The sequence below is a fragment of the Rhodovulum sulfidophilum DSM 1374 genome (assembly GCF_001633165.1).
Classification (GTDB): Bacteria; Pseudomonadota; Alphaproteobacteria; order Rhodobacterales; family Rhodobacteraceae; genus Rhodovulum; species Rhodovulum sulfidophilum.
The window spans coordinates 1,930,311-1,956,500 of record NZ_CP015418.1 but is presented as its reverse complement, the minus strand read 5'-3'; the positions used below and the strand labels follow the sequence as shown (position 1 = coordinate 1,956,500).

Below are 26,190 nucleotides of genomic sequence, written 5' to 3'. Positions count from 1 at the left end.
CCTGGGCCCGCATCCCGGGGAGGCGCGCGTGGGCCCGGGATATTCCGCTTTGCCCCGTCCGGAGTTCGGGCTAGCCATGTCGGCGACCCGATGTTTCCGACTCTCACCCCCGACCTCTGGACCACGGCATGTCCCTGCTGCAGATCGCCTCGCTTCTGATCGTGCTGGCCGCGCTTTTCGGCACGATAAACTACTTTCTCCTGCGCCTGCCCCAGGCCATCGGCATCCTGCTGGTGGCCCTGATCGTCTCGCTTTCGGCGATGGCGCTCGACGCGCTGATGCCCGGGCTCGGGATCGGCGACAGCCTGACCGGGCTGGTACGGGGGATCGACTTCTCGGACACGTTGCTGGAAGGCATGCTGGGGCTGCTGCTCTTTGCCGGGGCGCTGCATGTGAAGGTGGAAGACCTGCGCGCCCAGGCACCCAGCGTCTTCATCATGGCCACCATCGGGGTGGCGCTGTCGGTCGCGGTGGTGGGGGTCGGCTTCTCCTGGCTGACCGGCATGCCGCTTTTGCTGGCGGTGCTGTTCGGCGCCATCGTCTCGCCGACCGACCCGGTCGCGGTGCTGGGCGTGCTGCGCGACGCAAGGCTGAGCCGGTCTCTGGAAACCACCATCGCGGGCGAGAGCCTGTTCAATGACGGCGTGGCCTATGTGGTCTTCCTGATCCTTGTCGGGCTCGCCTTCCCCTCGGCCCATGACGGCCATGGCGCGGCGGCGGGCGACAGCGCGGCGGCGGCGGCCGCCATCCTGTTCCTGCGCGAGGCGGTGGGCGGCGCGGTTCTGGGCGGGGTGCTGGGCTGGCTGACCTTCCGCGTCATGCGCCGGATCGACGATTACGCGCTCGAGGTCCTGATCACGCTGGCGCTGGCCTTCGGCGGCTACGAGCTTGCGGTGGCCGCCGGGGTCTCGGCGCCGATCATGGCGGTGGTGGCGGGACTGATGATCGGCCATGTCGGCATGAAATACGGCATGTCCGAGGAAACCCGGAAATATGTCGATGCGTTCTGGAAGATGATCGACGAGATCCTCAACGCGGTGCTGTTCCTGCTGATCGGCATCGAGGTCTTCGCGGTGGCCTTCGCGCTTGACGGCATCGCGACGCTGGTCGGGGCGGTGGCGCTGGCGCTGCTGGCGCGGCTGGTCTCGGTCGCTGTGCCGGTGCTGCTGATCGGGCGCCGTCAGGGCTTTGACCGCGGCACCATCCCGATCATGACCTGGGGCGGGCTCAAGGGCGGGATCTCGGTCGCGCTGGCACTGAGCCTGCCGGAAAGCGACTGGAAGCCGCTGATATTGACCGCGACCTACGTGATCGTGGTCTTCTCGATCCTCGTGCAGGGGCTGACGGTGGGCGCGCTTGCCCGCCGGTTCAGCCGCGAACCCGAACTGGTCTAGGCATGAGCACGGCCCCTCTCCAGCCGCTTGCCGCCTTCGATATCGGCCCCGACGGCAGCACAAGGCCGGTTGCCGACCCCTGGCCCGACGCGGCACCCGGCCCCGGCGCGGCCTGGCGCTGGCTGCATTTCGCACTGACCGACCCGGCGCTGGTCGACTGGACCGAGGCGCATCTGCCGGTCGTGGCCGCCGCCGCGATCGTCCAGACCGAAACCCGGCCGCGCTGCACCTCGCTCGAAGGCGGGCTCGTCGTCAACATGCGGGGCGTCAACCTCAATCCCGGCGCCGAGCCCGAGGACATGGTCTCGCTTCGGCTCTGGGTCGGCCCCGGACTGGTGGTCAGCGTGCGCCGAAGCAAGGTCTTCGCGCTCGACGACCTGCGTCGCGCGGCCGAGAGCGGTACCGCTCCGGCCTCCCCCGGCGCCTTCCTCGCCGAAATAGCCGAGGGGCTGACCGACCGGCTGGAGGCGGTCTCGGTCGAGCTTGAGGACCAGACCGACGCGCTGGAGGAGGCCATCCTCGAGCGCGAGGAGGACGACGCGGCCGACGGGCTGGCATCGCTGCGCCGCAAGGCGATCCGGCTGCGCCGCCATGCCGGGCCGCAGCGCGAGGCGCTGGTCCGCCTTTCGGAAGGCTCGAGCGGGCCCGGGCTGATCGATGCCGAGGCGCGCATCCTCCTTGGCGAGAGCGCGAACCGCGCGGCGCGCACCGTCGAGGAGCTCGACGCGGTGACGGCGCGGCTGGTGGCGCTGCACGACCATCTGGAAGGCCAGCGCGGCACGGCGATGGCGCGGAACGGCTATGTGCTGTCGGTGGTGGCGGCGATCTTCCTGCCGCTCGGGTTCCTGACCGGGCTGTTCGGGGTGAATGTCGCAGGCATGCCGGGCACCGCCAGCCCCTGGGCCTTCGCGCTGCTCTCGGCGGCGAATGTGGCCCTGGCGCTCGGGCTGCTGGCGCTGTTCCGCCTGCTGCGCTGGCTTTGAGCCCGGGCCTTGCCCGGCGGGCCGGGCAGATGGCGATTTCACTTCCCTCCCGCGCCCCGGCCCGATAATCGGGACAGACACCCTTTCCTGAGGACGCCTGAAAAATGGACAACATGCGCGGCATCATGCTGATGGTCGCGGCAATGGCCGCGTTTGCCCTTGAGGACATGTTCGTCAAGAAGGTGGCCGCCACGCTGCCGATCGGGCAGATCCTCACGCTTCTGGGCATGGGCGGGGGGATCATCTTCGCGCTGATGGCGCTTCGGCGCGGCCAGCGGCTGTGGTCGCGGGCGCTCTTGAGCCGCCCCGTCCTGTTGCGCAATTCGGGCGAGATCGTCGGCACGCTCTGCTATGTCACCGCCATCGCGCTGACGCCGCTGGCCTCGGCCTCGGCCATCCTGCAGGCGACCCCGCTGGCCGTCACGCTGGGCGCAGCCCTGTTCATGGGGGCGCAGGTCGGCTGGCGGCGCTGGACCGCGATCTCTGTCGGGTTCGCCGGCGTCCTGATCGTCGTGCGCCCCGGGCTCGACGGTTTCGAACCGGCCTCGATCTTCGCGGTGGTCGCGGTCTTCGGACTGGCGCTGCGCGATCTCGCGACCCGGGCCACGCCGCGCAATGTGGGCTCGCTGCAGCTGTCGGCCTATGGCTTCTTCATGCTGGTGCCGATCGGACTGGTGATGATGACATTCGTCCAGGGGCCGGTGGCGATCGACCGCACCGACGCGCTGTCGCTTCTGGGGGCGCTGGTGATGGGGGTCTCGGGCTATTACGCCATCGTCGAGGCCATGCGGATCGGCGATGTCGCGGTGGTGACGCCCTTCCGTTATACGCGGCTGATCTTCGCCCTCGTCATCGCCATGGCCGCCTTCGGCGAGCATCCCGACACGATGACCCTGGTCGGGGCCGCCGTGATCATCTCTTCGGGGCTCTATACCCTCTGGCGCGAACGCGCCCTTTCCCTTCGCCGCGCCGGACGCTAGAACTCGGCCCAAGTTTTTCTTCGTGCATTAGAAAGGGACTGCCCCCCCATGAGCACCATCATCGACATCATCGGCCGCGAGATCCTCGACAGCCGCGGCAACCCCACCGTCGAGGTCGACGTGATCCTCGAGGACGGCACCATGGGCCGGGCCGCCGTGCCCTCGGGCGCCTCGACCGGCGCCCATGAGGCCGTCGAACGCCGCGATGGCGACAAGACCCGCTACATGGGCAAGGGCGTTCTGGATGCCGTCGCCGCCGTCAATGGCGAGATCGCCGAGGCGCTGGTGGGCTTCGACGTGACCGAGCAGGTTGCCATCGACGGCACCATGATCGAGCTTGACGGCACCCAGAACAAGGGCCGCCTCGGCGCCAATGCCATTCTCGGCGTGTCGCTTGCCGCCGCCAAGGCCGCCGCCGATTTCACCGCCCAGCCGCTTTACCGCTATGTCGGCGGCACCTCGGCCCGCGTCCTGCCGGTGCCGATGATGAACATCATCAATGGCGGCGAACATGCCGACAACCCGATCGACATCCAGGAATTCATGATCATGCCGGTCAGCGCGGGCAATATCCGCGACGCCGTGCGCATGGGGTCGGAAGTCTTCCACACCCTCAAGAAGGAACTGGCCGCGGCCGGCCACAACACCGCCATCGGCGACGAGGGCGGCTTTGCGCCGGCGCTGAACTCGACCCGCGATGCGCTCGACTTCATCCTGAAAAGCATCGAGAAGGCCGGCTACACCCCCGGCGAGGACATCTGCCTCGCCCTCGACTGCGCCTCGACCGAATATTTCGAGAATGGCAAATACGAGATGAAGGGCGAAGGCCTCAGCCTCACCGCCGCCGAGAATGTCGAGTATCTGGGCAAGCTGCTGGCCGACTACCCGATCATCTCGATCGAGGATGGCTGCGCCGAGGATGACTGGGAAGGCTGGAAGCTGCTGACCTCGGAACTGGGCGGCAAGGTCCAGCTGGTGGGCGACGATCTGTTCGTGACCAACCCCGAGCGCCTGGCCCGCGGCATCAAGGACGGCATTGCCAACTCGCTGCTGGTGAAGGTCAACCAGATCGGGTCGCTGACCGAGACGCTGAAGGCCGTCGATATGGCCCATCGCGCGCGCTACACCAACGTGATGTCGCACCGCTCGGGCGAGACCGAGGACGCCACCATCGCCGATCTGGCGGTCGCCACCAATTGCGGCCAGATCAAGACCGGCTCGCTGTCGCGCTCGGACCGTCTGGCGAAATACAACCAGCTGATCCGGATCGAGGAGATGCTGGGCGAAACCGCCGAATATGCCGGGACCTCGATCCTGCGCGGCTGAGCTTCACCGCCTCTCGAAACGACAAAGGCGCGGCCCTTCGGGGCACGCGCCTTTTTCCTGCCGACCCGCGACGCGCGGTCGCAGATCGGGCTTGCGGGGCTTTGTCTACATCAGTATACCATCTTGTAGATGCCATAGGCCGAATCACGGCTCATGAGGGCCTCGATCAGAGCCTTCCCGTCGGCAGTGGGCTGCCCGGCCTCGTCCAGCCAGCCGCGACCGCGTGCGACCTGGTCAGCCGGGGCGCGTGAAAACCCCATGCAGAAAAGGGTAAACCCCAGTATTCGCGACACAATATCGTCGCTCGACAATGTTTCGCGCTGAGATGGCGCGGTATCTTCCTGTGTCATGCTTGTTCTTCATTCCCCTTGCATGGCGACAACAGGAAAGCGCCGCCGACCCGGTTCCGGATCGCCGTTCCCGAAGATGCAGCTTGCGGAGACGGTTCCGCGCGTTTTCCAGTGTCGTGACGGCCTGCCTCTTATCACCTTTCGCACCGGGATTCATCGCCTTCTCGCGCTCTTCGGCCGCCGCTCCGGCGAAGGCTGGCCGACGGCTTCGGATGCGGTTGCCCCCTCCCAAGGCTCCGGATAGCCGCCGCCGATGACCGCCGCTCTGGCCATGAAACCGCTTTGCGCAGGACGGGCGCGGACGTAGGGTCGGGCCATGACAGCCGAAGAGATCATCGCGACGCTCGGTCTGGCGCCCCATCCCGAGGGCGGCTGGTACCGCGAAACCTGGGTCGCCCCGGCCGCGCCCGGTGGCCGCCCCTCCGGGACCGCCATCTACTACTTGCTCACCGAAGGCCAGCGGAGCCACTGGCACCGGGTCGATGCCGACGAGATCTGGCTGTATCACGCGGGCGACCCGCTTGAGCTGAGCCTTGCCGCGACCGCGGCAGGCCCTGCCCGGGAGCTTGTGCTCGGGCCCGATCTGACGGCAGGCGCGCGGCCGCAGGCGGTGGTGCCCGCGGGCCAGTGGCAGGCCGCGCGGCCGCTCGGGGCCTGGACGCTGGTCAGTTGCACGGTCAGCCCGGGCTTTCGCTTCGAGGGATTCGAGATGGCGCCGCCCGATTTCGACATCCCGCGGGCCTGATACCGCGGGCCCGACACTCAGGGCTGCGAGATCCGTCCGCCAGAGACCGGCCGGGCGACGCCGGTCGTTCCGGGGCAGGAGGTCGGCAGGCCGCGGGCCACCCGCACCGCAAGAAAGGCGAAAGCCTGCGCCTCGAGCATGTCGCCATCGAACCCCAGCGCCTCGACCGGCTCGGCCGCAAGCCCCGTCCGTTCGGCGATCATCCGCATCAGGACCGGGTTCCGCCGCCCGCCGCCCGTGACCAGCAGCCGGGCAGGACGGTGCGGGCAGAGCCCGACCCCGACCGCCACCGTCGCCGCGACGGCCGCCGTCAGCGTGGCAGCGGCATCGGCATCGCTACAGCCCGCCACCGCGTCGAGCAGCCCCGCGAAATCGTTCCGGTCGAGAGATTTCGGTGGCGGCTTGCGGAAATAGGGATGGGCGAGGAACTCGGTCAGCACGGCATCGTCGATCCTGCCGCCGCCTGCCAGCGCGCCGTCGCGGTCGCAAGGCTGGCCGCAGCGGGAACGAAGCAGATCGTCGATCGGCGCATTGGCCGGGCCGGTATCGAAGGCCAGAAGCGCGCCTTCGGCCTCGGGCCGGTCGCGGGTCGGATCGACCAGCGTGAGATTGCCGACGCCGCCGAGATTGAGGAAGGCCACCGGCGCGCTCAGCCCGGCCCGGCGCGCGCAGGCGAAATGGAAGAAAGGCGCCAGCGGCGCCCCCTGCCCGCCCGCCGCCACATCGGCACTGCGGAAATCCCAGACCACCGGCATCCCGAGCGCGCGGGCAAGTCCGGCCCCGTCGCCCGCCTGATGGGTTCCGCGGCCGCCCGGGTCATGTGCCAGGGTCTGGCCATGCATCCCGGCAAGCGCCGCCCCGGCGAAAGGCGCCATCGCCGCGCGATGCGCCGCCTCGACCACCCGCGCCGCCTCGGCCACGCCCGGCTCGCCCGGCCAGCGGCCGAGCGCCGCGGCCAGCACCGCGCGTTCTTCCGGCGCATAGGGCCGGTAGCCGGTGGCGCCGAAGCCCGCGAGCGTCTCGCCATCGGTCTCGACCAGGGCCACGTCGACACCGTCGAGCGAGGTGCCCGACATGGTTCCCAAGGCCCGCACCGGACCGGTCTGCATCATGGTCTTTCCCTTACTGCCTGCCGCCGATATATCACGGCGGAATGTGAACCCAAGGGACAAGAGGCAATGACCTACCACCCGAAATCGGACTTCCTGCGCGTGATGATCGAACGCGGCTTCCTGGCCGACTGCACCGATTATCAGGGCCTGGACGAGGCTCTGTCGACGGGGGTGGTCACGACCTATATCGGTTATGACGCCACCGCGGCGTCGCTGCATGTCGGGCATCTGCTCAACATCATGATGCTGCGCTGGCTGCAGAAGACGGGCCACCGGCCGATCACCCTGATGGGCGGCGGCACCACCAAGGTGGGCGATCCCTCGTTCCGCTCGGATGAACGGCCGCTGCTGACCCCCGAACAGATCGACGCCAATATCGCCGGGCTCAAGGACGTCTTCGCCAAATACCTCGACTATGGCGAAGGGCCGACCGACGCCTTGATGCTGAACAACGCCGAATGGCTGGACGGGCTCAACTATCTCGACTTCCTGCGCGATATCGGCCGGCATTTCTCGGTCAACCGGATGCTGAGCTTCGACTCGGTCAAGTCGCGGCTCGACCGGGAACAGTCGCTGAGCTTTCTCGAATTCAACTACATGATCCTGCAGGCCTATGACTTCCTCGAACTCAACCGCCGCTACGGCTGCCGGTTGCAGATGGGCGGCTCGGATCAGTGGGGGAATATCGTCAACGGCATCGACCTGACCCGCCGCATCCTCGAAAGCGAGGTCTACGGGCTGACCTCGCCGCTTTTGACCACCTCGGATGGCCGCAAGATGGGCAAGAGCCAGGGCGGCGCGATCTGGCTGAACGGCGACATGCTGAGCCCCTACGAGTTCTGGCAGTTCTGGCGCAACACCACCGATGCCGATGTCGGCCGGTTCCTCAAGCTTTATACCGAGCTGCCGGTCGAGGAATGCGAACGACTGGGCGCGCTGGCGGGATCGGAAATCAACGATGCCAAGATCGTGCTGGCCAACGAGGTGACGGCGCTGGCCCATGGCCGCGCCGCGGCCGAGGCTGCCGAGGCCACCGCCCGCGAGGTGTTCGAGAAGGGCGGGACGGGCGAGGATCTGCCGACGGTCGCCCTGGGCGCAGGCGAGCTGGCCGAGGGCATTTCGGTGGCGCAGCTCCTCACCCGGGCCGGGCTTGCCAAATCGGGCAAGGAGGCCAAGCGGCTGATCGCCGAGGGCGGCGCGCGGCTGAATGACGCGCCGCTGACCGATGCCGGGCTGATGGTCGATGCCGCGATGCTGGCCGAGCCGATCAAGCTGTCGGCAGGCAAGAAGCGCCACGCCCTGGTGCGGCTGGACGGCTGAGCCCGAAGGCCACCGGGAAAAGACGCGCCGCGCCGGGAAACCCGCGCGGCGCCCTTGTCTTCAGGCCCCGGAGCGGCAGCTCAAGGCACGAAAAAAGGGCGAGGCCAGATGGCCCCGCCCGTTTTCGTTTCCAGGCGCGGCGCGCCTCCAGTTTCCAGGCGCGGCGCGCCTCAGTCGGTGACGCTGACCTTGACCATGCGGTCGGGCTGGCCCATCACCTCGCCGTTCCGGCCCGTGCCGCGCTTGATCGCATCGACCACGTCCATGCCCTCGGTCACCCGGCCGACGACCGTGTACTGGCCGTTCAGATGCGGCGCCGGAGCGAACATGATGAAGAACTGCGAATTGGCCGAGTCGGGATTGGCCGAGCGCGCCATGCCGACCACGCCGCGATCGAAGCTCTCGTCCGAGAATTCGGCCTTGAGATCGGGGCGGTCGGACCCGCCGGTGCCGGCGCGGCGCATGTCCATGCCGAACTTGCCGAATTCGACATCGCCGGTCTGGGCCATGAACCCGTCGATCACCCGGTGAAAGACGACGTCGTCATAGGCGCCCTCGCGGGCCAGCTCGGTGATGCGCTGGACATGATCGGGGGCGACATCGTCCAACAGCTCGACATGGACCGTGCCATTCGCCCCCTCGCCCGCGATCTGGATATCGAGCCCCGTCGCCAGCGCCGGGCCTGCAAGCGTGCAGAGCAGCGCGACCAGAAGCTTACGCATCCGCTGCCACCTTGACGCTGATCATGCGGTCGGGATCGGCCGGGGGCTCGCCCCGGACAATGGCGTCGACATGCTCCATGCCCTCGATGACGCGGCCATAGACGGTGTACTGGCCGTTGAGGAAATGGTTGTCGGAGAAGTTGATGAAGAACTGCGAATTGGCCGAGTTCGGATTCGCGGAGCGCGCCGCGCCCAGGGTGCCGCGGTCATGCGGCAGCTTGGAGAATTCGGCGGGCAGGTCGGGCAGATCGGACCCGCCCGTCCCGGCGCGGCGGGGGTTGTAGTCCTTCTCGGCATTGCCATGCGCCACATCGCCGGTCTGGGCCATGAAGCCCTCGATCACGCGGTGAAACACCACATTGTCATAGGCTCCGGCCCGGGCGAGCGCCTTCATCCGCTCGACATGCTTGGGCGCGACCTCGGGCAGAAGCGCGATGGTGACGCGGCCCCCCTTCAGCTCCATGATGATGGTGTTCTCGGGGTCCTTGATCTCGGCCATGGCCGGTTCCTCCTCGGGATCTCTGTCGGGCCGAGACACTAGTGCGGCGGAAAGGCGATGAAAAGGGGCAGGAACGGGACCGGGCATTGACCTTTCCGACACTTCGGGCGAATTAACGCCAACGTGAGCCCTTCGGGAGGACAATGCATGGCTTGGAAAACCCTCGACGACATGGACCTTGCCGGCAAGGTGGTCCTGGTCCGTGTGGATATCAACGTACCGGTCGAGGATGGCCGGGTGACGGACGCGACCCGGATCGAACGGATCAAGCCGACCGTCGACGACATTCTCAAGGCGGGCGGCAAGCCCGTCCTGCTGGCCCATTTCGGCCGCCCCAAGGGGCAGGTCGTGCCCGAGATGAGCCTCAAGATCACCCTGCCCGCCCTGGAAGAGGTGTTCGGACGCGGCGTGATCTTTGCCGATGACTGCATCGGCCTGCCCGCCAAGCAGGCCGTCGCCGCGCTCAGCGAAGGTGACATCCTGCTTCTGGAAAACACCCGTTTCCACGAGGGCGAAGAGAAGAACGACCCGGCCCTGGCCGCCGCCATGGCCGCGCTCGGAGACATCTACGTGAACGACGCCTTCTCGGCCGCACACCGGGCCCATGCCTCGACCGAGGGCATCGCCAAGCTGCTGCCCTGCTGCGCGGGCCGCCTGATGGAGGCCGAACTGAAGGCGCTGGAAGGCGCGCTCGGCAATCCGGCCCGGCCGCTGGTCGCGGTGGTGGGCGGCGCCAAGGTCTCGACCAAGCTCGACCTGCTCGGCAATCTCGTCGGCAGGGTCGACTATCTGGTGATCGGCGGCGGCATGGCCAACACCTTCCTCGCCGCCCAGGAGATCAATGTCGGCAAATCGCTGTGCGAGCATGACATGACCGGCACCGCGCGCGACATCAAGGACAAGGCCGACACGGCGGGCTGTCAGATCGTGCTGCCGGTCGATGTCGTGGTGGCGCGCGAATTCCGGGCCGGCGCGGTGAACGAGACGGTTGCGGCCGATGCCTGCCCCGCCGATGCGATGATCCTCGATGCCGGCCCGCAATCGGTCGAGCTGATCGAGGAGGTCTTCGACAAGTGCAAGACGCTGATCTGGAACGGCCCGCTCGGCGCCTTCGAGATCGACCCGTTCGATGCCGCCACCAATGCCGCCGCCAAGAAGGCCGCCGAGCTGACCGAGGCCGGGCAGCTGGTATCGGTCGCGGGCGGGGGCGACACCGTTGCGGCCCTGAACGGCGCGGGCGCGGCCGAGAAGTTCAGCTATATCTCGACTGCGGGCGGCGCCTTCCTCGAATGGATGGAAGGCAAGACCCTGCCCGGTGTGGCCGCGCTGGAAGACTGATCCGAATGCCTGCATGCGCGCGCGCCGGATCGGACCGGGGCGCGCGCATGTTCCGCGCAAGATGACGCAGCTTGCCGCTGGGGCCTTGTTTTTGAGACCGGCTTTGTGATCCGCGCGCGCCCAGATTTCGATTCCCAACACGAATCGGTTGCCCTAGACTGCCGCGAGCCGCGCATGGGACGCGGCCAGCAGGGGCAGGGTCATGGCCACGACGCGTCTGCGCCCCGCCTGGGGGGCGCTTGTCTATATCGGCGTCAGTTTCTCGCTGGCGATGTATTTCACCTTTGCCGCCGTGCAGGGGGATTACGGCCTGTTCCGTCGCATCCAGATCGAAGCGGATGCCGCCAAACTCGAGGCGCGGAAAGCCGAGCTTGAAGCCGAGCTCGAGGCCATTTCGAACAAGACACGCCGGCTGTCCGACAGCTATCTCGATCTCGACCTGCTCGACGAACGCGCCCGCAGCGTGCTGGGCCTGATCCGCGCCGACGAAATCGTGGTGCGCTGAGCCCCCTCCCCGTCTCTCATATTCCTTGCCCTATCCGCCCTGAAACCCGGCCGGGGAAAAAGCCCTCGCATTCCTAGAACCGCTCTGATATATTTTCGTTTAACGTTAAACCATTTTCCGCGCATGGGAGGCGCTGCCAGATGGCCACGCGAAAACCGCCCGCAAAACCGAACATCTCCAAGGAAGAGCTTCTGACCTATTACCGCGAAATGCTGCTGATCCGGCGTTTCGAGGAAAAGGCGGGCCAGCTTTACGGCATGGGGCTGATCGGCGGGTTCTGCCACCTCTATATCGGCCAGGAGGCGGTCGTCGTCGGCCTCGAGGCCGCGGCCGAAGAGGGCGACAAGCGCGTCACCTCTTACCGCGATCACGGCCACATGCTGGCCTGCGGCATGGACCCGAAAGGCGTGATGGCCGAGCTGACCGGCCGCCAGGACGGTTACTCCAAGGGCAAGGGCGGGTCGATGCACATGTTCTCGAAGGAGCGCCATTTCTATGGCGGTCACGGGATCGTCGGCGCCCAGGTGCCGATCGGCGCGGGCCTGGCCTTCTCGGACAAGTACAAGGACAATGGCCGGGTGACCTTCACCTATTTCGGCGACGGCGCCGCGAACCAGGGCCAGGTTGCCGAGACCTACAACATGGCACAGCTCTGGGACCTGCCGGTGATTTTCGTGATCGAGAACAACCAGTATGCGATGGGGACCTCGGTCAAGCGTTCGACCAAAAGCCCGGATTTCTGGGAACGCGGCGCGGCTTACGGCATTTCCGGCGAATCCGTCGACGGCATGGATGTGCTCGCGGTCAAGGCCGCCGGCGAGAAGGCGGTGGCGCACTGCCGCGCGGGCAAGGGCCCCTATATCCTCGAGGTCATGACCTACCGCTACCGCGGCCACTCGATGTCGGACCCGGCCAAGTACCGCTCGCGCGAAGAGGTCCAGAAGATCCGCGAGGAACGCGACGCGATCGAGAATGTGCGCGAGCTGATCCTGCAGGGCAAGCACGCGACCGAAGACGAGCTCAAGGAGATCGACAAGGAGATCAAGGCCGTGGTCAACGAGGCCGCCGAGTTCGCCAAGGAAAGCCCCGAGCCGCCGGTCGACGAGCTTTATACCGACATATATGCCGAAACGGCGCCGCAGAACGCCTGAGGAGGAGAGACAGACATGGCAACGGAAATCCTGATGCCCGCCCTCTCTCCGACGATGGAGGAAGGCACGCTGGCGAAATGGCTGGTCAAGGAAGGCGATACCGTCACGGCAGGTGACATCCTGGCCGAGATCGAAACCGACAAGGCGACGATGGAATTCGAGGCCGTCGACGAAGGGATCATGGGCAAGATCCTGATCGCGGCGGGCACCGAGGGGGTGAAGGTCAACACCCCCATCGCCGTGCTGGTCGAAGAGGGCGAAGATGCCGACGCGGCCGCAAAGGCCGCGCAGGAGGCCGCGCCCGCGGCCGACGCGGCGGGCAAGGCGGCCTCCGACGGAGGCTCCGCGCCCGACGCCGCCCCCTCCGCAGCCCCTTCCGCCCCGGCCAAGGCGAAGCCACCGGCGGCAGACCCCGAGATCCCTTCCGGCACGAAGATGAAATCGACCACCGTGCGCGAGGCGCTGCGCGACGCAATGGCCGAAGAGATGCGTCGGGACGGGGATGTCTTCCTGATGGGCGAGGAAGTCGCCGAATATCAGGGCGCCTACAAGATCAGCCAGGGGCTGCTTGACGAATTCGGCTCCAAGCGGGTGATCGACACGCCGATCACCGAGCATGGCTTTGCCGGTCTCGGCGTCGGTGCCGGCTTCGGCGGGCTGCGCCCCATCGTCGAGTTCATGACCTTCAACTTCGCCATGCAGGCGATGGACCAGATCATCAACTCCGCCGCCAAGACGCTTTACATGTCGGGCGGCCAGATGGGTTGTCCCATCGTGTTCCGCGGCCCCAACGGCGCCGCCGCCCGGGTCGCCGCCCAGCACAGCCAGGACTATGCCGCCTGGTACGCGCATATCCCCGGCCTCAAGGTGGTCCAGCCCTATTCCGCCGCCGATGCCAAGGGCCTGCTCAAGACCGCGATCCGCGATCCGAACCCGGTGATGTTCCTCGAGAACGAGATCCTCTACGGGCGGAGCTTCGATGTCCCGGTGATGGATGATTTCACCGTGCCCTTCGGCAAGGCCCGGATCTGGCGCGAGGGCAAGGACGTGACGCTGGTGAGCTTCGGCATCGGCATGACCCATACGCTCGAGGCGGCAGACGCGCTTGCCAAGGACGGGATCGAGGCCGAGGTGATCGACCTGCGCACATTGCGCCCGCTCGACACCGCGACCGTGATCGAAAGCGTGAAGAAGACCAATCGCTGCGTCACCGTCGAGGAAGGCTTCCCGGTCTGCTCGATCGGCAACCACATCTCGGCCGTCTTGATGCAGGAGGCCTTCGACTGGCTCGACGCGCCGGTGATCAACTGCACCGGCAAGGACGTGCCCATGCCCTATGCCGCCAACCTGGAAAAGCTGGCGCTGGTGACCACGAAAGAGGTCATCGAGGCCGCCCGCGCCGTAACCTATCGCTGAGGAGCCAGAGACATGGCAACGGAAATCCTGATGCCCGCCCTCTCTCCGACGATGGAGGAAGGCACGCTGGCAAAATGGCTGGTCAAGGAAGGCGATACCGTCTCGGCCGGCGACCTTCTGGCCGAGATCGAGACCGACAAGGCGACGATGGAATTCGAGGCCGTCGATGAGGGCACGGTCGGCAGGATCCTGATCGAGGCCGGCACTGAAGGGGTCAAGGTCAACACCCCCATCGCGGTGCTGCTCGAGGAGGGCGAAAGCGCCGATGACATCGACAGCGCCGCGACAGCGCCCGCGCCGGCATCCGCCCCGGAGGCCCCACAGGCCGACGCGGGTGGCAAATCGGCCCCCGAAGGGGGCACCGGCGGGGGCTCCGCGCCGGCCGCCGCCCCGCCCGCGCCCAGCACGGGCTCGGGCGAACGTATCTTCGCCTCGCCGCTCGCGCGCCGGATCGCGGCCGAGAAAGGGCTCGACCTGGCCGCGATCGAAGGCTCCGGTCCGCGCGGCCGGATCGTCCGCGCCGATGTCGAGAAGGCCAGCGCCGCGCCGAAGGCGCCTGCTGCCTCTGCCGCCCCGGTGGCCAGCCCCGCGGCCGCGATGCCTGCAGGCGCCTCGGCCGATGCCGTCGCGAAGATCTATGAGAACCGCGAGCACGAGGTCGTCACGCTGGACGGGATGCGCAAGACCATCGCCGCGCGCCTGACCGAAGCCAAGCAGACGATCCCGCATTTCTACCTGCGCCGCGACATCCGGCTCGACGCCCTGCTCGAGTTCCGCAAGACGCTGAACGACCAGCTCGGCGCCCGCGGCATCAAGCTCTCCGTCAACGATTTCATCATCAAGGCCTGCGCGCTTGCCCTGCAACAGGTGCCCAAGGCGAATGCGGTCTGGGCCGGCGACCGCATACTGCAGCTCAAGCCGTCGGATGTGGCCGTCGCGGTGGCGATCGAAGGCGGGCTTTTCACGCCGGTGCTGATGGATGCCGAAACGAAATCCCTCAGCCAGCTGTCGAAGGAGATGAAGGATCTCGCAACCCGCGCCCGCGACCGCAAGCTCGCGCCGCAGGAGTATCAGGGCGGCAGCTTCGCGATCTCCAATCTCGGAATGTTCGGGATCGACAATTTCGACGCGGTCATCAATCCACCCCATGGCGCGATCCTCGCGGTCGGTGCGGGCGTGAAGAAACCTGTCGTCAACGATGCCGGAGAAATCGAGGTCGCGACCGTAATGTCGGTAACGCTCAGCGTCGATCACCGGGTGATCGACGGCGCGCTCGGCGCCGAGCTGCTGCAGGCGATCCGGGACAATCTCGAGAACCCGCTGGCCATGCTGGCCTGAGCGGAACCGGCAGCTAGGAAAAAGAAAAGGCCCGGGGGAACCGCCGGGCCTTTTTTCTGTCCCGGGATCGGGCTCAATCCCCGTCGCAGCCGCCCAGCCGGTGATCCATCATCACCGAGGGCTGGTCGCAGCCCGCCTCACCGACGATCTTCGCCGGCACGCCCGCCACGGTCGAGCAGGGCGGCACATCCGTCAGCACGACCGACCCCGCCGCGATCCGCGAGCAATGGCCGACATGGATATTGCCCAGCACCTTGGCCCCTGCCCCGATCAGCACCCCGTCGCCGATCTTGGGATGCCGGTCGCCATCGTCCTTGCCGGTCCCGCCCAGCGTGACCGAATGCAGCATAGAGACATTGTCGCCGACAATGGCGGTCTCGCCGATCACGATGGAATGGGCATGGTCGATCATGATCCCCTGCCCCAGCTTTGCGGCCGGGTGAATATCGACGCCGAAGGATTCCGAAACCCGCATCTGCACCAGATAGGCCATGTCCTGCCTTCCCTGCTGCCAGAGCCAGTGTCCGACCCGGTAGGCCTGCAGCGCCTGATAGCCCTTGAAGAACAGGATCGGCTGAATGTAGCGATGGCAGGCCGGATCGCGGTCGTGAACCGCGGTCAGATCGACCCGCGCCGCACGGCCAAGCGCCGGATCGTCCGCATAAGCCTGATCGGCGATCTCACGCAGAAGCTGCTCGGACATTTCGCCCGAAGACAGCTTCATCGCGAATCGATAGGCCAGCGCATCTTCGAAGCCCGCATGATGCAACAGACTCGAATGCATGAGCCCGCCCAGCAACGGTTCGGCGCTCACAGCCTCCTCGGCCTCGGCGCAGATCCGCTTCCAGACCGGGTCGATTTCGGCAAGGCGCGGCTTGATCTCGGGCATAAACGTTCCTCTTCGTTTCCGGCCCAGCTTACAGCAGAACCGTCCCGCCTTCCAAGATCAAGCCCGACGCGCGCAAAGACGTGAGCGCTCCCATGCCCGCCCCCCTTCCCGCGCCGCAGCGGCGCGGTCAACCCGGGGACGAAAGCGCAGCTTTCCATTCCCGCCAGGTCGCCAGGGCGCCAAGGACCTGCGCCAGACAGCGGCAGTAATCGGTGTCGTCCAGCGACGGCTCCGGCGGCAGATCGAAATTCTGGGCCAGCGCCATCAGCGATCCGTCTCCCCAGCGGGGATGTCCCCGCCCGAACCTTTTACGATAGCAATCTGCCGCCTCGACCCGCAGCAGCATTGAACCGATCATCCGCCCGCGCTCGGTTGCGGGCAGGCGATACAGCGCCCGCGCCGCCGCCACCGCGTCGCCATGAAGAATCGGGCGCATGCGGTCCCTCAGACGCTGGCCGGAAGAGAGAGTTCGGTGAAATGGACGGCAAGACGCACCATCCCGCCGGAAAAGCTGCCACCCTCCGGGCTCAGCCTCAGCGGCATCGCTGCATAGCCGGTGAGCGGCCTGCCCAGCACACCGCGCACATAGGAATTGAGGCCAAGCCCCAGCCCCGAGCCGAAGCGGTTGTCCGATCCGTCCGCGCCAAGCCGCCAGCTGCCCAGCGTGCCGGTGATCTCCTCGATCACCCGTCCTGTGACCCCGAACACGGTTGCATGCGAGGGGATCGCCACCGCCGTATTCTGCACTCCGCCCGCCGCCACCGGATGATCGAATTCAAGCACCCGAAAGGCGATCCCAGCGCCCGAAGGCGCCACGGCACCGCCGACCACGGTCCAGCCACCGCCGGTCCAGCGCATGTCGGTGCCCGCATCCACCACGAAGGCACGCCAGCCGGTCAGGGGCGTCACGAAGACCCAGCCGCCATTGTCCCTCAGGGCGATCCGGCCATCCTGCCCTTCCCACTCGCCCGCGCCGCCCACAGGAACGCCCCAGGCCAAACCGTCGGGCCCCCCCAGCGGCGGCGCAGACACCGTCAGGCTCTGCAGCCGCAGTTGAACCAGCGCATCGAGCCGGGTCAACGCCTCGTTCACGATCACATGCTTCTGCGCCTGTGCCGCCTGCAACAGCGGCAGGGACAGGTTCGCGGTGTTAGCCATCGATCTCGATCCTCCGATAGGGTCCGGGTCCGAACTGATCGGACAGTTGCGCAACCTCGACGGCAAAGGGGGCGACGGCCCCGTCCGCCATCTGCATGGCCGCCGTGTAGGTCCAGCCGGGCGCGGTCACGGTCTCTGCCCGCAATTCGTCCCCGGCAGCGTTCATGATCCGCAGCGCATAAACCTCGCGCGCCTCGCCAAGCGGAACCTCGACCGATGCCCAGCTATCGCCGTCGATCCGGGTGCGGCGCATCCAGCTCAGCGTCAGATCGCCCCCCGCCCCCTTCCGGGATCTCAGATGGCACGGCGCATAGGGCCGCAGCCCGATCCCGTCGAAGGCCAGCCTGGCATGGCTGTAGCTCGGGTCGTCAAAGGCCCGCGTCCCCGGTCCGAAGCGGTAATGCCGCTCAAGCCCCCGCGCCGACGCGGGCAGAGCGATCTGCGACAGGCGCGCATCGATCAGGACGACCGTGCTGCCGACCGGCCAAAGCTCCGGCATGTCGGCCTCGGTTCCCGCCTGCCCCCTGAGCCGCATCCGCAGCTCGTAGGTGCCAGCCTCGACAAGCTCCGCCTCGGCGAACTGGAACAGCTCCCAGCCCGCGGCATCGCCCGTTCCGATAGCCGCCAGATTTGCGCCCGCCAGCAGATCGGCCTCCCGGACCGAGGAAAGCGTTCCCGAGGCAAGTTTCACCCGCAAGGCGGGGCCCCGATCCCATCGTCCCGGCGCCGCCGCATGAAGCGGGGTCTCGGCAAGCCCGATCACGGCCGAACGCTCCAGCGTGGTATTCAGGGTATATCCCGCATCCTCGACGGCAGCGTAAAGATCGACGCTCCCGGGCCAGGGCACCGCCGCTGCCGCCAGATAGGGCGCATGCGGCACCTCGTCTCCGGTCAGAAGCGGCAGATCCATGAACAGAGCATGGACCGGCACCGGTGCCGCGAAAGCGGGCTGTACCACGCCCCGGTCATCGATCCGGGGTGGCAAATACAGCCCGCGCTCGACCCGCACCGCCTCGATCCGGCGCGTATCCCCCAGATCGACCCGGTCGATCCGGTAATCGCCCGAGGACAGATGCATGACATCGCCCGCCCCCACCGACAGCGATGACAGCGGCAGCGCCAGCCGCACCCGGTCGCGTGCAACACGCGACTCGGCCAGCCAGCGCTCGACGATGGCCTGCCCCTCGGCCCCGGTCAGTACCAGCGGCATCTCGCTGGCCGAGACGGTCCGGCTCGCCTCGTCCGGAAAGATCGCCTCCGCGGCGCGGGTCTCGTAGGCGCCATCGGCCTCGACGAAGGAAAGCCGGACCCGCCCGGCAGTCTCCGCCTCGGGCGTCCGGCTGTGTTCGATATCGCCCGCCAACTCGCCGGTCCGGGCCAGATCCGCGGCATCGATGGCCACGCGCTCACGGCCGTCGCGGTTGAAGAAGACGATCCGTCCGTCGCGTTCGGCCGCCTCGATGCCATAGGCCAGCATCAGGGGCTGCAGCGCGGCCCGGGCCCCGGCCAGATCGCCGACGGCATAGCCCCGCACCAGCCCGTAGACATCCGAGACATCCAGGTCGGAAACGCCCGCCTCGGTGCAGATCTCGCGGATCACCGCATCGAGCGCCTGCGCCGAGGCGCGCCCGTTCAGCCAGTGCCCCCGGCTGTAATTGTCGCCATCCGACCAAAGCGCGCGATTGGCCGGAAACTGCGGATAGGGCCGTGCATCCCAGGCCCAGACATGGGCGCGGGACATGTCCACCATCGGCGCCCCGTAAAGCTCCGAGACCGGATTGATCGCGGGATCGCCCCAATAGCCCAGCATCGCCCGCAGATACTGATGCTGGATCAGGTCGTCGCGGGCACCGGTCGAATAGGGCGGCAGCGCGTTTTCCGAGGATTTCGGATCGCTGAAGAGATTGGGCGCATTGGTGCCCTTGTCGACGGCGGGGCAGCCGAGCTCGGTGAACCAGATCGGCTTCGATTGCGGCACCCAGGCGGTCGGCACCACGCTGCGCACCCCGTCGATCCGGTCATGATGGGCATTCTGCCACCAGCTCCGAAGATCCTTGTAGCGCCAGACCCAGGGCTCGCCATGGGCCCCGTCGGTGATCGGCGTGCGGATTTGCGCATCGCGTGCCGCCTGCGAGCCGTAATACCAGTCGAACCCCTCGCCCCCCTCGATATTCGACCGCAGATAGTCCCGATCGTGGATCGTTCTCCAACCGGCATCGGCATGCTCGTCGCCATCCCGCCAGTCCGACAGCGGCATGTAATTGTCGATGCCGACGAAATCGATCGCGGGATCGGCCCAGAGCGGATCGAGATGGAACAGCACATCGCCCGTCCCGTCCTCGGGATGAAAGCCGAAATATTCGCTCCAATCGGCCGCATAGCCGATCTTGCAGGACGGGCCGACGATCCTGCGCACATCCGCCGCCAGCGCCCGCAGCGCCTCCACCGCCGGAAACCGTCCCTCCGCGCCCCGGATCGTCGTCAGCCCGCGCAGCTCCGAGCCGATGCAAAAGGCCGAAACCCCGCCGGCAAGCACGCAAAGATGAGCGTAATGCAGGATGAAGCGGCGATAGCTCCAGTCATCCGGTCCCGAATACAGGACGTCCTGGCCGGAAAGCTCGAAATCCTCCGGCCGCGCGGTCCCGAAGAACAGTGCCACCTCATCCTCGGCAAACCGGCTGCCATCTGTCGTGAAGGCATGGTTCGGCGCGAAATTCAGCGTGATGCGGCCGCGCCAGGGCAAGGGCGGCTGCCCCGCCACCCCGGTATAGGGGTCGATCAGGGAATTGCCCTCAAGCTGGTCCATCAGAATGAACGGATAGAAAACCGCCTCCTGGCCGCGCTGGCGCAACGCCCGGATCGCTTCGACGACACTGGCATCGGTCGGCGTCCCACCATAAATCGGCTTGCCGTCGACATGGGGCACCACTTCGGCCATGCGCCTGCTCAGCCCCGCCACCTGCCAGGGCATCGGCTGACCGTCGAACTTCGTCTGCTCGACCTTGGGTCTGATCCGCGCCACCGGCGCCCGCAGATCCGAGGCGAACCAGCTCACCACCAGCGAAACCGAGCGGACATTCGGCAATTCGCCCTGCAGCATGTCAAGAGACGTGGCGATGTCGGTCTTGCCGCTGGGGGTATTCACATTGGCCGACGCCGCCTGCCCCGGCCCGTAGGAGAAATGAACCGGCGTCGTCGCCAGGGCGTATTCGCCCGTGCCCGGGATCAGAGCCATGCCCTGCACCAGCCCGGGCAGATCGTCGACCGCACCGGCGGCGCGTCGCACCACCTCGAAGGTAAGCTGCGGCACCCGGTTGCCGAAGCGGGCCAGATCCATGTCCGCGATCACGACATAAGCGGTCCCGCGATAGGCCGGGGCGCGGCCCTCTCCTTCGATTGCCTCGATCAGCACATCGGGCAGCTGGTCCTCCGACCCGTCATAGACCCACATCGTCAGCGATTGCGGCTCGATCTCGGTTCCGTCCGCCCAGATCCGGCCGACGCGCGCGATCCGGCCTTCGCAAAGCGCGATGCCAAGGCTCACCGAATAGCTGAATTGCTTGACCTTGGGCCTGCTGGGCGCGCCCTTGCCGCCGCCATGGCTGCTGACGGTCTCGCGAAAGCGCGAGGCCCAGATCACCTGTCCCGCGATCCGCGACCGCCCCCAGAGCCGCCCCACGGCCGCCCCCTCGCTGGCCCCGGTCAGACGAAACCGCTCGACCTTGCCGGTCTCGACCGCCTGCGATCCGCTGCCCAGCAACTGCTGGTCGATCACCCGCCCCAGCGTGGCACCGACCGCCCGGCCGAGGACCGCACTCGACAGCCCCAGCACCGAGCCGCCCAGCGCCGAACCGGCCGCAGCACCAGCCGCCGACAATACGATTGTCGCCATGGATCAGATCCTTTCGGGAAAGGCGAACCGGGCCACGATCCGCCGCGTCCAGGGCTCGGACAGCGAACTTTCGACCACGCCATGGCCGGAATAGGCGTGAATGAAACTCGGCACCCCGTTCACCCGCCCCTGCAAGCCGAGATGCTTGGCAACCGTGTCGTCGCGCATCCGGAACAGGATCACATCGCCCTCGGCGGCCTGCTCCAGCGGCTTGGCGATCAGATGCCGCCCGGCCGCCCGCCACAGCACCTCTTCGCCCTGAGGTTCGGACCAGTCCGGCGTGTAGGGCGGCACCTCCTCGGGTTCGCGGCCATAAAGCGCGCGCCAGACGCCGCGCAACAAGCCCAGACAATCGGCCCCGGCGCCCCGCACCGTGCCCTGATGGCGGTATGGCGTGCCGATCCAGCGCCGCGCCTCGGCGGCGGCCCGCTCTCCCATGTCGATCATGACGTCAGACTTCCCCCGTTGTTCACACCCGTGCGGGTCGGATAGCTCATCAGCCAATCCTCGCCCGGGATATGCGGAAACCCCCTGAAATTGAGGAAATTGTCGAACTTGCTGCGGCAGGTCTCGGCCCGCCGGTCGCATCCAGCCGTCAGCCGCAGAGTGTCGCCGGCAGTGACCGGCCCGCGGATCTCGGACCAGAGCTCGATCACCCGAAGGCCATTCTCCTCGCGGTCGCTCTTGATCGCGCCCGCAAGCCCGGCCGCGGGTCCCGACATCACCTCAAGCCGCCCCTGCTCGAACCAGCGGGAAGAAAAGCCGGACAGCCCCTCGAACCGGAACGCCCGGTGCCCGGTCACGGCCACCGCAGCCAGGACGGCGGAAAAGCCTGCCCGTCCGGTGTCGAAACGGCAGGCCCCATCGCCCAGAACCGCACCGCAAGGGGCCTGGTAGATCTGCCCCTGCGGCTGGTTCAACCCTTCGGCCAGACCGCGCAACTCGGCCTCGAAGGCCCCGGCGGTCCGGGTCATCTCGCCCAGCGTCCCGGTGAAGATCAGCGCGTGCTGTTCGGGATCGCGCCAGTTGACCAGCCAGATCCGCAGCCCCGCGCCGTCATAGCGTCCGGCCGAGATGTCCTCCTCGGTGATCGCCTCCGAACTCAGCGCCGAGACGGCGGCCGAATTGTCGACGGAAAGCCCGGTGGTCTGGCTCAGCGCCCGCGCCGTCATACCGGTATCGGCCCGGAAGGTGACCCCTGCAAAGACAAGATCGCGGTCGTGATCGGTGAAGCCCAGCACGACGCCGTCGCGCCGGACCAGCGCCCAGGCCCTGGCAAGCGTTGTCGCGCCGCTTTCCAGATGCGCCAGAAATGTCCCCGACAGCGGCATCAGATCCGGAGCTCCACGACGGGAACCGAGGGCACATCTCCGGCCCGGAAGCTCTCGACCGAACTCTGGATCCGGTCGGTATCGAACCGCACCGGGACATCGAACTCGAACCCCGCGCTCACGACCGCTCCCGTCGGCGGCGCCTCGGCCAGGGTCACCAAGCCCGAAGCGAGGTCGATCATGTAATCGGTCAGCGCGAAGATCTCGGTGCCGTCCACGGCCAGCCGAACCGTGCCCGCGACCGGCTTTGCGATCGGACGCACATAGGACTGCCCGCCCGAGGCATAGGTCTTCTGAAGCTGGAACTGGACCGTGCCGCCATCGCCGAAACCGATCACCTGATCGCCCGGCGCGATCTCGGCCGAAGGGCGGCAGGACTTGTAATCCGACCAGTCCTTCCAGCGGAATCCGTAAAGCTGGCCGCGCCGCGACTCGAAGAAGGCGATCAGCTGCTCGACATCGTCAAGCGAACTCATCGCGACCCCCGCATCGTAGCGCCGCCGGGCATGCTCCCAGGGGCTGTTGCGCTCCTCGAAACCGTTGGCGAGGGTGACGATCTCCGTGCGACGCTCGGGACCGCCCACCGAGCCGAAGCTGAGATTGGCCGGGAAACGGACTTCGTGAAATCCCATCTGCGATCTCCTCCTTCACCTGTTCCGCTGGGCGCGCGACAGCAAACGGCTCATCTCGGCCGCGATCTGGCTCTGACTGCGCGCGAAGCCCTGTACGTCAGGCGTGTTGATGTTCATCACGATCTGGACCGGCCGCGCCGAACCGCCGCTTTCCGACCGGACCCCCAGCCGGCCATCGGCGCCCCGCGACAGCGGCAGGATCGCCTCGGGCCCGGCCTCTCCCATCAGCCCGGTGCCCCCCCGCATCGGAAAATAGGTCGCCTGACCGACGATACCGCCAGAAGCGAAGGGAATGACCCGGCCCTGCGAAAAGCTCGCGCCCTTTGCAAAGGGCAAGGCGGCACCCAGCAGCCCCTCGATCCCGCCCGCAAGCAAACCGCCCAGCTGCCCCTGCACGGGCTTCACGGCAGCAGCATAGGTTGCGTTGGCCAGCGAATTGGCGACCGATTTCAGGGCATCGGAAAGCTTCATTCCATCGAAGACCAGCCCGTCGAAGGCCCCCCGAAGGCCGCGCCCGATGGCGTTCGACAGCGAACTGACCTCGCGGTTCGTCAGCGTCAGCGAGTCCCGCATCCGCACGAGTTCGACCTCGAAAGCCGCGGCCGTGCCGCTCGCTCCTCCCAGGGTCGTCTCAAGCGCCTCCAGCTGCGCCTCGAATGACTCGATATCGTCAGCATCGGCCATGGCCTATCCTTCGTCCCTCGGTTTGTCCGGAAAGGCGCGGGCCAGTTCCTCCAGCCGCGCGCGGCTCATGGGGGCAGGCCCGCCATCGGCCCCCAGCATCAGCATCAGTTCGGCGGGCGTCAGCGCCCAGAACTCGGCCGGCCTCAGTCCCAGCCCGCGGATGCCCGCCCGCATCAGGGTGCCCCAGTCAAAGCCCATCCTTTCTCGCCTCCGGCAAGGTGAAGGCCCGCGCCAGAAGCTGCGCGGCCGCCTGCGCGGCGGCAATCGGCCCGCCCCCGATATCGGCTTCGGCAAGATCGGCCGTCGTTCCCTTCCATCCACCGCCGCGCAACCCGGCCAGCAAAAGCGCGACCACGTCGCGGGTCGCGAAATGCCCCTCCTCGTAGCGCTCGATCAGCGCCAGCAGCGTGTCGGCGCCCAGCGCCGCCTCCAGTTCGGCCAATGCGCCAAGCGTGAGCTTGAGAACCCGGCGCTCTGCATTGACCATCAGCGCCACTTCGCCTGCATGGGGATTTGGCATGCTCACATCGCCGTAAAGCTGAGGACACCGGCCGAGGCGAGCGTCATTTCATAGGTGGCCTCGCCATTGTGGCTGCCGGCATATTCCAGGCTGCTGACCTGGAACCGCCCCTCGACGACCCCGAAATCCGGGATCACCAGCTGGAAAAGCGGCATGAGGCCATCGAAGAAGACCTGCCGGGCCCGGGCGTCGGTTTCGGCATCCTTGAAGACGCCCGAACCGCTGATCGCGGCCGATTTGACCCCCGCGCCGACCAGCAATTCGCGCCACCCGCCCTGGCTTTCCAGGCTGGTCACGTCCACCGGCTCGGCATTGAAGCTGATGCGCGAGGCCCGCAGCCCCGCGAAGGTCGAGAAGTCTCCCGCGCCGGAGATGTCGACCTTGATGAGAAGATCCTTGCCGTTCTGCGCCGTCATTTCGCGTCCTCCACATGTGTCATTCAATCGTCCTCGACCCGGACGGAGAACCGCAGGTCGATGCGACGCTGATCCTTCGCTCCGACACGCCGGGCGCGGGCGCGGTCGAACCAAAGTCCGACCACCCTGCCCCGGGCGAGCGCGAGCGGTGCCCCGGTCAGGGCGTCGGAGATGGCTCCGGCGGCGGCCTTGGCCCGGGCGAAACCGGCCTCCTCGCTGACGACGGAAATCGTCACGAGATGCCTTGCCCCGTCCGCGCCCTTGTCGGACGCGTCGCGGACCTCTTCCGGACCCAGGCTCACATAGATCGGCGGAACACGTCCCGCGGGCACGGCATCGAAGATCGCGTCGCCGACGATCGCGGCGATGGCGGCATGTCCCGAAATCCGCTCGAAGATCGCGGCCTGCAGCGCCGCCGCCATGCCATAGCTCATGCCCCGATCTCCTCTTCCGCATAGCAGGCTAGGTAGAGGCCGCGCGCGTCATGCTCGGTCACCGCCCGGATGTGGAAATACCGCGTCCCTTCGCGGAACCGCTGGCCGGCCGCGGGCCGGGAGGGCGCGCCCGGTGGAGCGCCCCGAACCACGACCCGGTAAAGGACCCGCGACAGCGCCAGTTCCTCGCCCGCCCGCTCGCCCGCCATGCGCGGGCTCATCTCGGCCCAAAGCGTGCCGCGCGGCACCCAGGTTTCGGAAAAGCCGCCCGCGCCATCGGCGACAGGGACCGGCACTTCTAGGACCAGCTGCCGGTTCAGGATCGGCACCCGGCTCATCGCGGGCCTCCCGGCGTCAGCCGCAACGGGCGCCAGCGGTCGGTCAGCGCGGCAACGCCGAACGGCATCGCGCCTTTCCCGGTCGGCTGCTCGAGCCGGTTCTCGTAGTAATGCGCGGCCAGCAGCAACACCGCATGGCCCAGATCCTCGGGCACCGCTGCCCAGTCGGCACCGAACCCAGCCTCGAAATCGATCCGGGCGCTGCCCTCGAAGGGAATGCCCGGCATCGCCCCCCCCGTGCCCCGCAGCTGCGGCGCATGGGTGTCTGCCACCAGCCGGTAGCGTCCGGGCGGCACCGGAACGGCGGTGCCGTTGCGGTCGACGGCGCGGATCCCGGTCACGGCCTGCACTGGCGCGACCGGCAAAACCTGCCGGTCGCTCTGGCGCCAGCCCTGCAGCTCATAGCTGAAGCTCCGGACGATCAGGGCCTTTCCGGTCCGCGCCTCTACCGCCGCGATGGCGGCCCGAAGCAGCGCCTCGAGATAGGCATCCTGATTTTCCTCTCCGGCAAATCCCGTCCCGAGACGCAGCTGCGCCTTGAATTGCGCAAGCGGAAGCGCCGCTCCGGGCACCCTCGTCTGCTCGATCAGCATCATGTCGTGGTTTCTCCGCTTTTCCTCGCCGCAAGGACGACGCGCGCCGACCCGTCCCGCCCTGTCGGAGGGAACGCCCGGATGGATCGGACCTCGGGGGTCAGCGCGCGCCTCACCGCCCCGA

General features: G+C 67.5%; 29 protein-coding genes. 11 read left to right on the top strand and 18 right to left on the bottom strand.

Features of this window, described 5'->3' with window-relative positions; translation table 11 throughout:
• Positions 1-128 precede the first annotated feature (128 nt).
• From A6W98_RS09295 to eno, 4 genes are all read left to right on the top strand, one after another.
• On the top strand, positions 129-1,394 hold the full coding sequence (locus A6W98_RS09295) for a cation:proton antiporter (RefSeq protein ID WP_042460670.1): 1,266 nt from the start codon (positions 129-131) through the stop codon (positions 1,392-1,394).
• Between the two features lie 2 nt (positions 1,395-1,396).
• Positions 1,397-2,377 carry a zinc transporter ZntB gene (locus tag A6W98_RS09290; protein WP_042460667.1) on the top strand — a complete coding sequence of 327 codons (981 nt, stop codon included), beginning with the start codon at positions 1,397-1,399 and terminating at the stop codon, positions 2,375-2,377.
• A gap of 104 nt (positions 2,378-2,481) precedes the next feature.
• Positions 2,482-3,357: a DMT family transporter gene (locus tag A6W98_RS09285; protein ID WP_042460665.1), complete on the top strand. Its 876-nt coding sequence runs from the start codon at positions 2,482-2,484 to the stop codon at positions 3,355-3,357.
• A gap of 48 nt (positions 3,358-3,405) precedes the next feature.
• Positions 3,406-4,683 carry a phosphopyruvate hydratase gene (gene eno / locus A6W98_RS09280; protein ID WP_042460661.1) on the top strand — a complete coding sequence of 426 codons (1,278 nt, stop codon included), beginning with the start codon at positions 3,406-3,408 and terminating at the stop codon, positions 4,681-4,683.
• A gap of 110 nt (positions 4,684-4,793) precedes the next feature.
• On the opposite strand, the gene A6W98_RS09275 is transcribed toward eno, so the two are convergent.
• Positions 4,794-5,033 carry a hypothetical protein gene (locus A6W98_RS09275; protein WP_042460657.1) on the bottom strand — a complete coding sequence of 80 codons (240 nt, stop codon included), beginning with the start codon at positions 5,031-5,033 and terminating at the stop codon, positions 4,794-4,796.
• Between the two features lie 316 nt (positions 5,034-5,349).
• Between A6W98_RS09275 and A6W98_RS09270 the strand changes: the two genes are divergently transcribed.
• Positions 5,350-5,778, top strand: coding sequence for a cupin domain-containing protein (locus tag A6W98_RS09270; protein ID WP_042460655.1), 429 nt, complete (start codon positions 5,350-5,352; stop codon positions 5,776-5,778).
• 17 nt (positions 5,779-5,795) lie between these two features.
• On the opposite strand, the gene A6W98_RS09265 is transcribed toward A6W98_RS09270, so the two are convergent.
• Positions 5,796-6,890: an anhydro-N-acetylmuramic acid kinase gene (locus tag A6W98_RS09265; protein ID WP_042460652.1), complete on the bottom strand. Its 1,095-nt coding sequence runs from the start codon at positions 6,888-6,890 to the stop codon at positions 5,796-5,798.
• Positions 6,891-6,956: 66 nt separating this feature from the next.
• Here A6W98_RS09265 and tyrS point away from each other — a divergent pair, with 66 nt between their 5' ends.
• Positions 6,957-8,210, top strand: coding sequence for a tyrosine--tRNA ligase (gene tyrS / locus A6W98_RS09260; RefSeq protein ID WP_042460649.1), 1,254 nt, complete (start codon positions 6,957-6,959; stop codon positions 8,208-8,210).
• A gap of 170 nt (positions 8,211-8,380) precedes the next feature.
• Here the strand turns inward: tyrS and A6W98_RS09255 are convergent, their stop codons facing one another.
• Positions 8,381-8,932 carry a peptidylprolyl isomerase gene (locus A6W98_RS09255; protein ID WP_042460647.1) on the bottom strand — a complete coding sequence of 184 codons (552 nt, stop codon included), beginning with the start codon at positions 8,930-8,932 and terminating at the stop codon, positions 8,381-8,383.
• On the bottom strand, positions 8,925-9,431 hold the full coding sequence (locus A6W98_RS09250; RefSeq protein ID WP_042460644.1) for a peptidylprolyl isomerase: 507 nt from the start codon (positions 9,429-9,431) through the stop codon (positions 8,925-8,927). Before A6W98_RS09250 ends, A6W98_RS09255 begins: the two co-directional genes overlap by 8 nt.
• A 147-nt stretch (positions 9,432-9,578) precedes the next feature.
• On the opposite strand from A6W98_RS09250, the gene A6W98_RS09245 reads away from it, so the two are divergent.
• The 5 genes from A6W98_RS09245 (at position 9,579) to A6W98_RS09225 (ending at position 15,179) form a co-directional block, all read left to right on the top strand.
• Positions 9,579-10,769 carry a phosphoglycerate kinase gene (locus A6W98_RS09245; RefSeq protein WP_042460641.1) on the top strand — a complete coding sequence of 397 codons (1,191 nt, stop codon included), beginning with the start codon at positions 9,579-9,581 and terminating at the stop codon, positions 10,767-10,769.
• 202 nt (positions 10,770-10,971) lie between these two features.
• Positions 10,972-11,274 carry an FtsB family cell division protein gene (locus tag A6W98_RS09240; RefSeq protein ID WP_042460638.1) on the top strand — a complete coding sequence of 101 codons (303 nt, stop codon included), beginning with the start codon at positions 10,972-10,974 and terminating at the stop codon, positions 11,272-11,274.
• A gap of 140 nt (positions 11,275-11,414) precedes the next feature.
• Positions 11,415-12,425, top strand: a complete 1,011-nt coding sequence (gene pdhA, locus A6W98_RS09235; RefSeq protein WP_042460635.1) for a pyruvate dehydrogenase (acetyl-transferring) E1 component subunit alpha — start codon at positions 11,415-11,417, stop codon at positions 12,423-12,425.
• Between the two features lie 15 nt (positions 12,426-12,440).
• The gene (locus A6W98_RS09230) at positions 12,441-13,841 is read left to right on the top strand and encodes a pyruvate dehydrogenase complex E1 component subunit beta (RefSeq protein WP_042460632.1); all 1,401 of its coding nucleotides are present in this window, start codon (positions 12,441-12,443) and stop codon (positions 13,839-13,841) included.
• Between the two features lie 12 nt (positions 13,842-13,853).
• Positions 13,854-15,179 (top strand): pyruvate dehydrogenase complex dihydrolipoamide acetyltransferase, encoded by a 1,326-nt coding sequence (locus A6W98_RS09225; RefSeq protein ID WP_042460629.1) that lies wholly within the window; start codon positions 13,854-13,856, stop codon positions 15,177-15,179.
• A gap of 73 nt (positions 15,180-15,252) precedes the next feature.
• Here the strand turns inward: A6W98_RS09225 and cysE are convergent, their stop codons facing one another.
• From cysE to A6W98_RS09155, 14 genes are all read right to left on the bottom strand, one after another.
• Positions 15,253-16,068, bottom strand: a complete 816-nt coding sequence (gene cysE / locus A6W98_RS09220) for a serine O-acetyltransferase (protein ID WP_042460626.1) — start codon at positions 16,066-16,068, stop codon at positions 15,253-15,255.
• Between the two features lie 127 nt (positions 16,069-16,195).
• The gene (locus A6W98_RS09215) at positions 16,196-16,504 is read right to left on the bottom strand and encodes a DUF7742 family protein (RefSeq protein WP_042460623.1); all 309 of its coding nucleotides are present in this window, start codon (positions 16,502-16,504) and stop codon (positions 16,196-16,198) included.
• A gap of 8 nt (positions 16,505-16,512) precedes the next feature.
• Complete coding sequence (locus A6W98_RS09210) at positions 16,513-17,226, bottom strand: DUF2793 domain-containing protein (RefSeq protein ID WP_042460620.1); 714 nt, start codon at positions 17,224-17,226, stop codon at positions 16,513-16,515.
• A complete protein-coding gene (locus A6W98_RS09205; RefSeq protein ID WP_042460617.1) occupies positions 17,219-21,118 on the bottom strand; it encodes a baseplate multidomain protein megatron in 3,900 nt (1,299 codons plus the stop codon). The genes A6W98_RS09210 and A6W98_RS09205 overlap by 8 nt, the downstream gene beginning before the upstream one ends.
• Positions 21,119-21,121: 3 nt before the next feature.
• Positions 21,122-21,565, bottom strand: coding sequence for an NlpC/P60 family protein (locus A6W98_RS09200; protein WP_042460614.1), 444 nt, complete (start codon positions 21,563-21,565; stop codon positions 21,122-21,124).
• Complete coding sequence (locus tag A6W98_RS09195) at positions 21,562-22,449, bottom strand: DUF2163 domain-containing protein (protein WP_042460612.1); 888 nt, start codon at positions 22,447-22,449, stop codon at positions 21,562-21,564. The genes A6W98_RS09200 and A6W98_RS09195 overlap by 4 nt, the downstream gene beginning before the upstream one ends.
• The gene (locus tag A6W98_RS09190) at positions 22,449-23,081 is read right to left on the bottom strand and encodes a DUF2460 domain-containing protein (protein ID WP_042460609.1); all 633 of its coding nucleotides are present in this window, start codon (positions 23,079-23,081) and stop codon (positions 22,449-22,451) included. The genes A6W98_RS09195 and A6W98_RS09190 overlap by 1 nt, the downstream gene beginning before the upstream one ends.
• 15 nt (positions 23,082-23,096) lie before the next feature.
• Positions 23,097-23,765: a phage tail tape measure protein gene (locus A6W98_RS09185; protein WP_042460605.1), complete on the bottom strand. Its 669-nt coding sequence runs from the start codon at positions 23,763-23,765 to the stop codon at positions 23,097-23,099.
• Between the two features lie 3 nt (positions 23,766-23,768).
• Positions 23,769-23,963 carry a rcc01693 family protein gene (locus tag A6W98_RS09180; RefSeq protein ID WP_042460602.1) on the bottom strand — a complete coding sequence of 65 codons (195 nt, stop codon included), beginning with the start codon at positions 23,961-23,963 and terminating at the stop codon, positions 23,769-23,771.
• Complete coding sequence (locus A6W98_RS09175) at positions 23,953-24,285, bottom strand: gene transfer agent family protein (RefSeq protein ID WP_042460599.1); 333 nt, start codon at positions 24,283-24,285, stop codon at positions 23,953-23,955. Before A6W98_RS09175 ends, A6W98_RS09180 begins: the two co-directional genes overlap by 11 nt.
• A 2-nt stretch (positions 24,286-24,287) precedes the next feature.
• Positions 24,288-24,701: a phage major tail protein, TP901-1 family gene (locus A6W98_RS09170; RefSeq protein WP_042460596.1), complete on the bottom strand. Its 414-nt coding sequence runs from the start codon at positions 24,699-24,701 to the stop codon at positions 24,288-24,290.
• A gap of 23 nt (positions 24,702-24,724) precedes the next feature.
• Positions 24,725-25,135 carry a DUF3168 domain-containing protein gene (locus tag A6W98_RS09165; RefSeq protein WP_042460594.1) on the bottom strand — a complete coding sequence of 137 codons (411 nt, stop codon included), beginning with the start codon at positions 25,133-25,135 and terminating at the stop codon, positions 24,725-24,727.
• Positions 25,132-25,473, bottom strand: coding sequence for a head-tail adaptor protein (locus A6W98_RS09160; protein ID WP_042460592.1), 342 nt, complete (start codon positions 25,471-25,473; stop codon positions 25,132-25,134). The genes A6W98_RS09165 and A6W98_RS09160 overlap by 4 nt, the downstream gene beginning before the upstream one ends.
• The gene (locus tag A6W98_RS09155) at positions 25,470-26,069 is read right to left on the bottom strand and encodes a head-tail connector protein (protein ID WP_042460589.1); all 600 of its coding nucleotides are present in this window, start codon (positions 26,067-26,069) and stop codon (positions 25,470-25,472) included. Before A6W98_RS09155 ends, A6W98_RS09160 begins: the two co-directional genes overlap by 4 nt.
• Between the last annotated feature and the right edge of the window lie 121 nt (positions 26,070-26,190).

Excerpts from the sequence above, each read along its gene's own strand:
- A6W98_RS09195 (WP_042460612.1), bottom strand. The coding sequence starts at position 22,449 with ATGCCGCTGTCGGGGACATTTCTGGCGCATCTGGAAAGCGGCGCGACA.
- A6W98_RS09185 (WP_042460605.1), bottom strand. The coding sequence starts at position 23,765 with ATGGCCGATGCTGACGATATCGAGTCATTCGAGGCGCAGCTGGAGGCG.
- A6W98_RS09215 (WP_042460623.1), bottom strand. The coding sequence starts at position 16,504 with ATGCGCCCGATTCTTCATGGCGACGCGGTGGCGGCGGCGCGGGCGCTG.
- A6W98_RS09290 (WP_042460667.1), top strand. The coding sequence starts at position 1,397 with ATGAGCACGGCCCCTCTCCAGCCGCTTGCCGCCTTCGATATCGGCCCC.
- A6W98_RS09255 (WP_042460647.1), bottom strand. The coding sequence starts at position 8,932 with ATGCGTAAGCTTCTGGTCGCGCTGCTCTGCACGCTTGCAGGCCCGGCG.
- eno (WP_042460661.1), top strand. The coding sequence starts at position 3,406 with ATGAGCACCATCATCGACATCATCGGCCGCGAGATCCTCGACAGCCGC.
- A6W98_RS09270 (WP_042460655.1), top strand. The coding sequence starts at position 5,350 with ATGACAGCCGAAGAGATCATCGCGACGCTCGGTCTGGCGCCCCATCCC.
- A6W98_RS09240 (WP_042460638.1), top strand. The coding sequence starts at position 10,972 with ATGGCCACGACGCGTCTGCGCCCCGCCTGGGGGGCGCTTGTCTATATC.
- A6W98_RS09155 (WP_042460589.1), bottom strand. The coding sequence starts at position 26,069 with ATGATGCTGATCGAGCAGACGAGGGTGCCCGGAGCGGCGCTTCCGCTT.
- A6W98_RS09175 (WP_042460599.1), bottom strand. The coding sequence starts at position 24,285 with ATGCCAAATCCCCATGCAGGCGAAGTGGCGCTGATGGTCAATGCAGAG.
- A6W98_RS09160 (WP_042460592.1), bottom strand. The coding sequence starts at position 25,473 with ATGAGCCGGGTGCCGATCCTGAACCGGCAGCTGGTCCTAGAAGTGCCG.
- A6W98_RS09295 (WP_042460670.1), top strand. The coding sequence starts at position 129 with ATGTCCCTGCTGCAGATCGCCTCGCTTCTGATCGTGCTGGCCGCGCTT.
- A6W98_RS09285 (WP_042460665.1), top strand. The coding sequence starts at position 2,482 with ATGGACAACATGCGCGGCATCATGCTGATGGTCGCGGCAATGGCCGCG.
- A6W98_RS09245 (WP_042460641.1), top strand. The coding sequence starts at position 9,579 with ATGGCTTGGAAAACCCTCGACGACATGGACCTTGCCGGCAAGGTGGTC.
- A6W98_RS09250 (WP_042460644.1), bottom strand. The coding sequence starts at position 9,431 with ATGGCCGAGATCAAGGACCCCGAGAACACCATCATCATGGAGCTGAAG.
- A6W98_RS09165 (WP_042460594.1), bottom strand. The coding sequence starts at position 25,135 with ATGAGCTATGGCATGGCGGCGGCGCTGCAGGCCGCGATCTTCGAGCGG.
- pdhA (WP_042460635.1), top strand. The coding sequence starts at position 11,415 with ATGGCCACGCGAAAACCGCCCGCAAAACCGAACATCTCCAAGGAAGAG.
- A6W98_RS09180 (WP_042460602.1), bottom strand. The coding sequence starts at position 23,963 with ATGGGCTTTGACTGGGGCACCCTGATGCGGGCGGGCATCCGCGGGCTG.
- A6W98_RS09275 (WP_042460657.1), bottom strand. The coding sequence starts at position 5,033 with ATGACACAGGAAGATACCGCGCCATCTCAGCGCGAAACATTGTCGAGC.
- tyrS (WP_042460649.1), top strand. The coding sequence starts at position 6,957 with ATGACCTACCACCCGAAATCGGACTTCCTGCGCGTGATGATCGAACGC.
- A6W98_RS09265 (WP_042460652.1), bottom strand. The coding sequence starts at position 6,890 with ATGATGCAGACCGGTCCGGTGCGGGCCTTGGGAACCATGTCGGGCACC.
- A6W98_RS09170 (WP_042460596.1), bottom strand. The coding sequence starts at position 24,701 with ATGACGGCGCAGAACGGCAAGGATCTTCTCATCAAGGTCGACATCTCC.
- A6W98_RS09200 (WP_042460614.1), bottom strand. The coding sequence starts at position 21,565 with ATGATCGACATGGGAGAGCGGGCCGCCGCCGAGGCGCGGCGCTGGATC.
- cysE (WP_042460626.1), bottom strand. The coding sequence starts at position 16,068 with ATGCCCGAGATCAAGCCGCGCCTTGCCGAAATCGACCCGGTCTGGAAG.
- A6W98_RS09230 (WP_042460632.1), top strand. The coding sequence starts at position 12,441 with ATGGCAACGGAAATCCTGATGCCCGCCCTCTCTCCGACGATGGAGGAA.
- A6W98_RS09190 (WP_042460609.1), bottom strand. The coding sequence starts at position 23,081 with ATGGGATTTCACGAAGTCCGTTTCCCGGCCAATCTCAGCTTCGGCTCG.
- A6W98_RS09210 (WP_042460620.1), bottom strand. The coding sequence starts at position 17,226 with ATGGCTAACACCGCGAACCTGTCCCTGCCGCTGTTGCAGGCGGCACAG.
- A6W98_RS09205 (WP_042460617.1), bottom strand. The coding sequence starts at position 21,118 with ATGGCGACAATCGTATTGTCGGCGGCTGGTGCTGCGGCCGGTTCGGCG.
- A6W98_RS09225 (WP_042460629.1), top strand. The coding sequence starts at position 13,854 with ATGGCAACGGAAATCCTGATGCCCGCCCTCTCTCCGACGATGGAGGAA.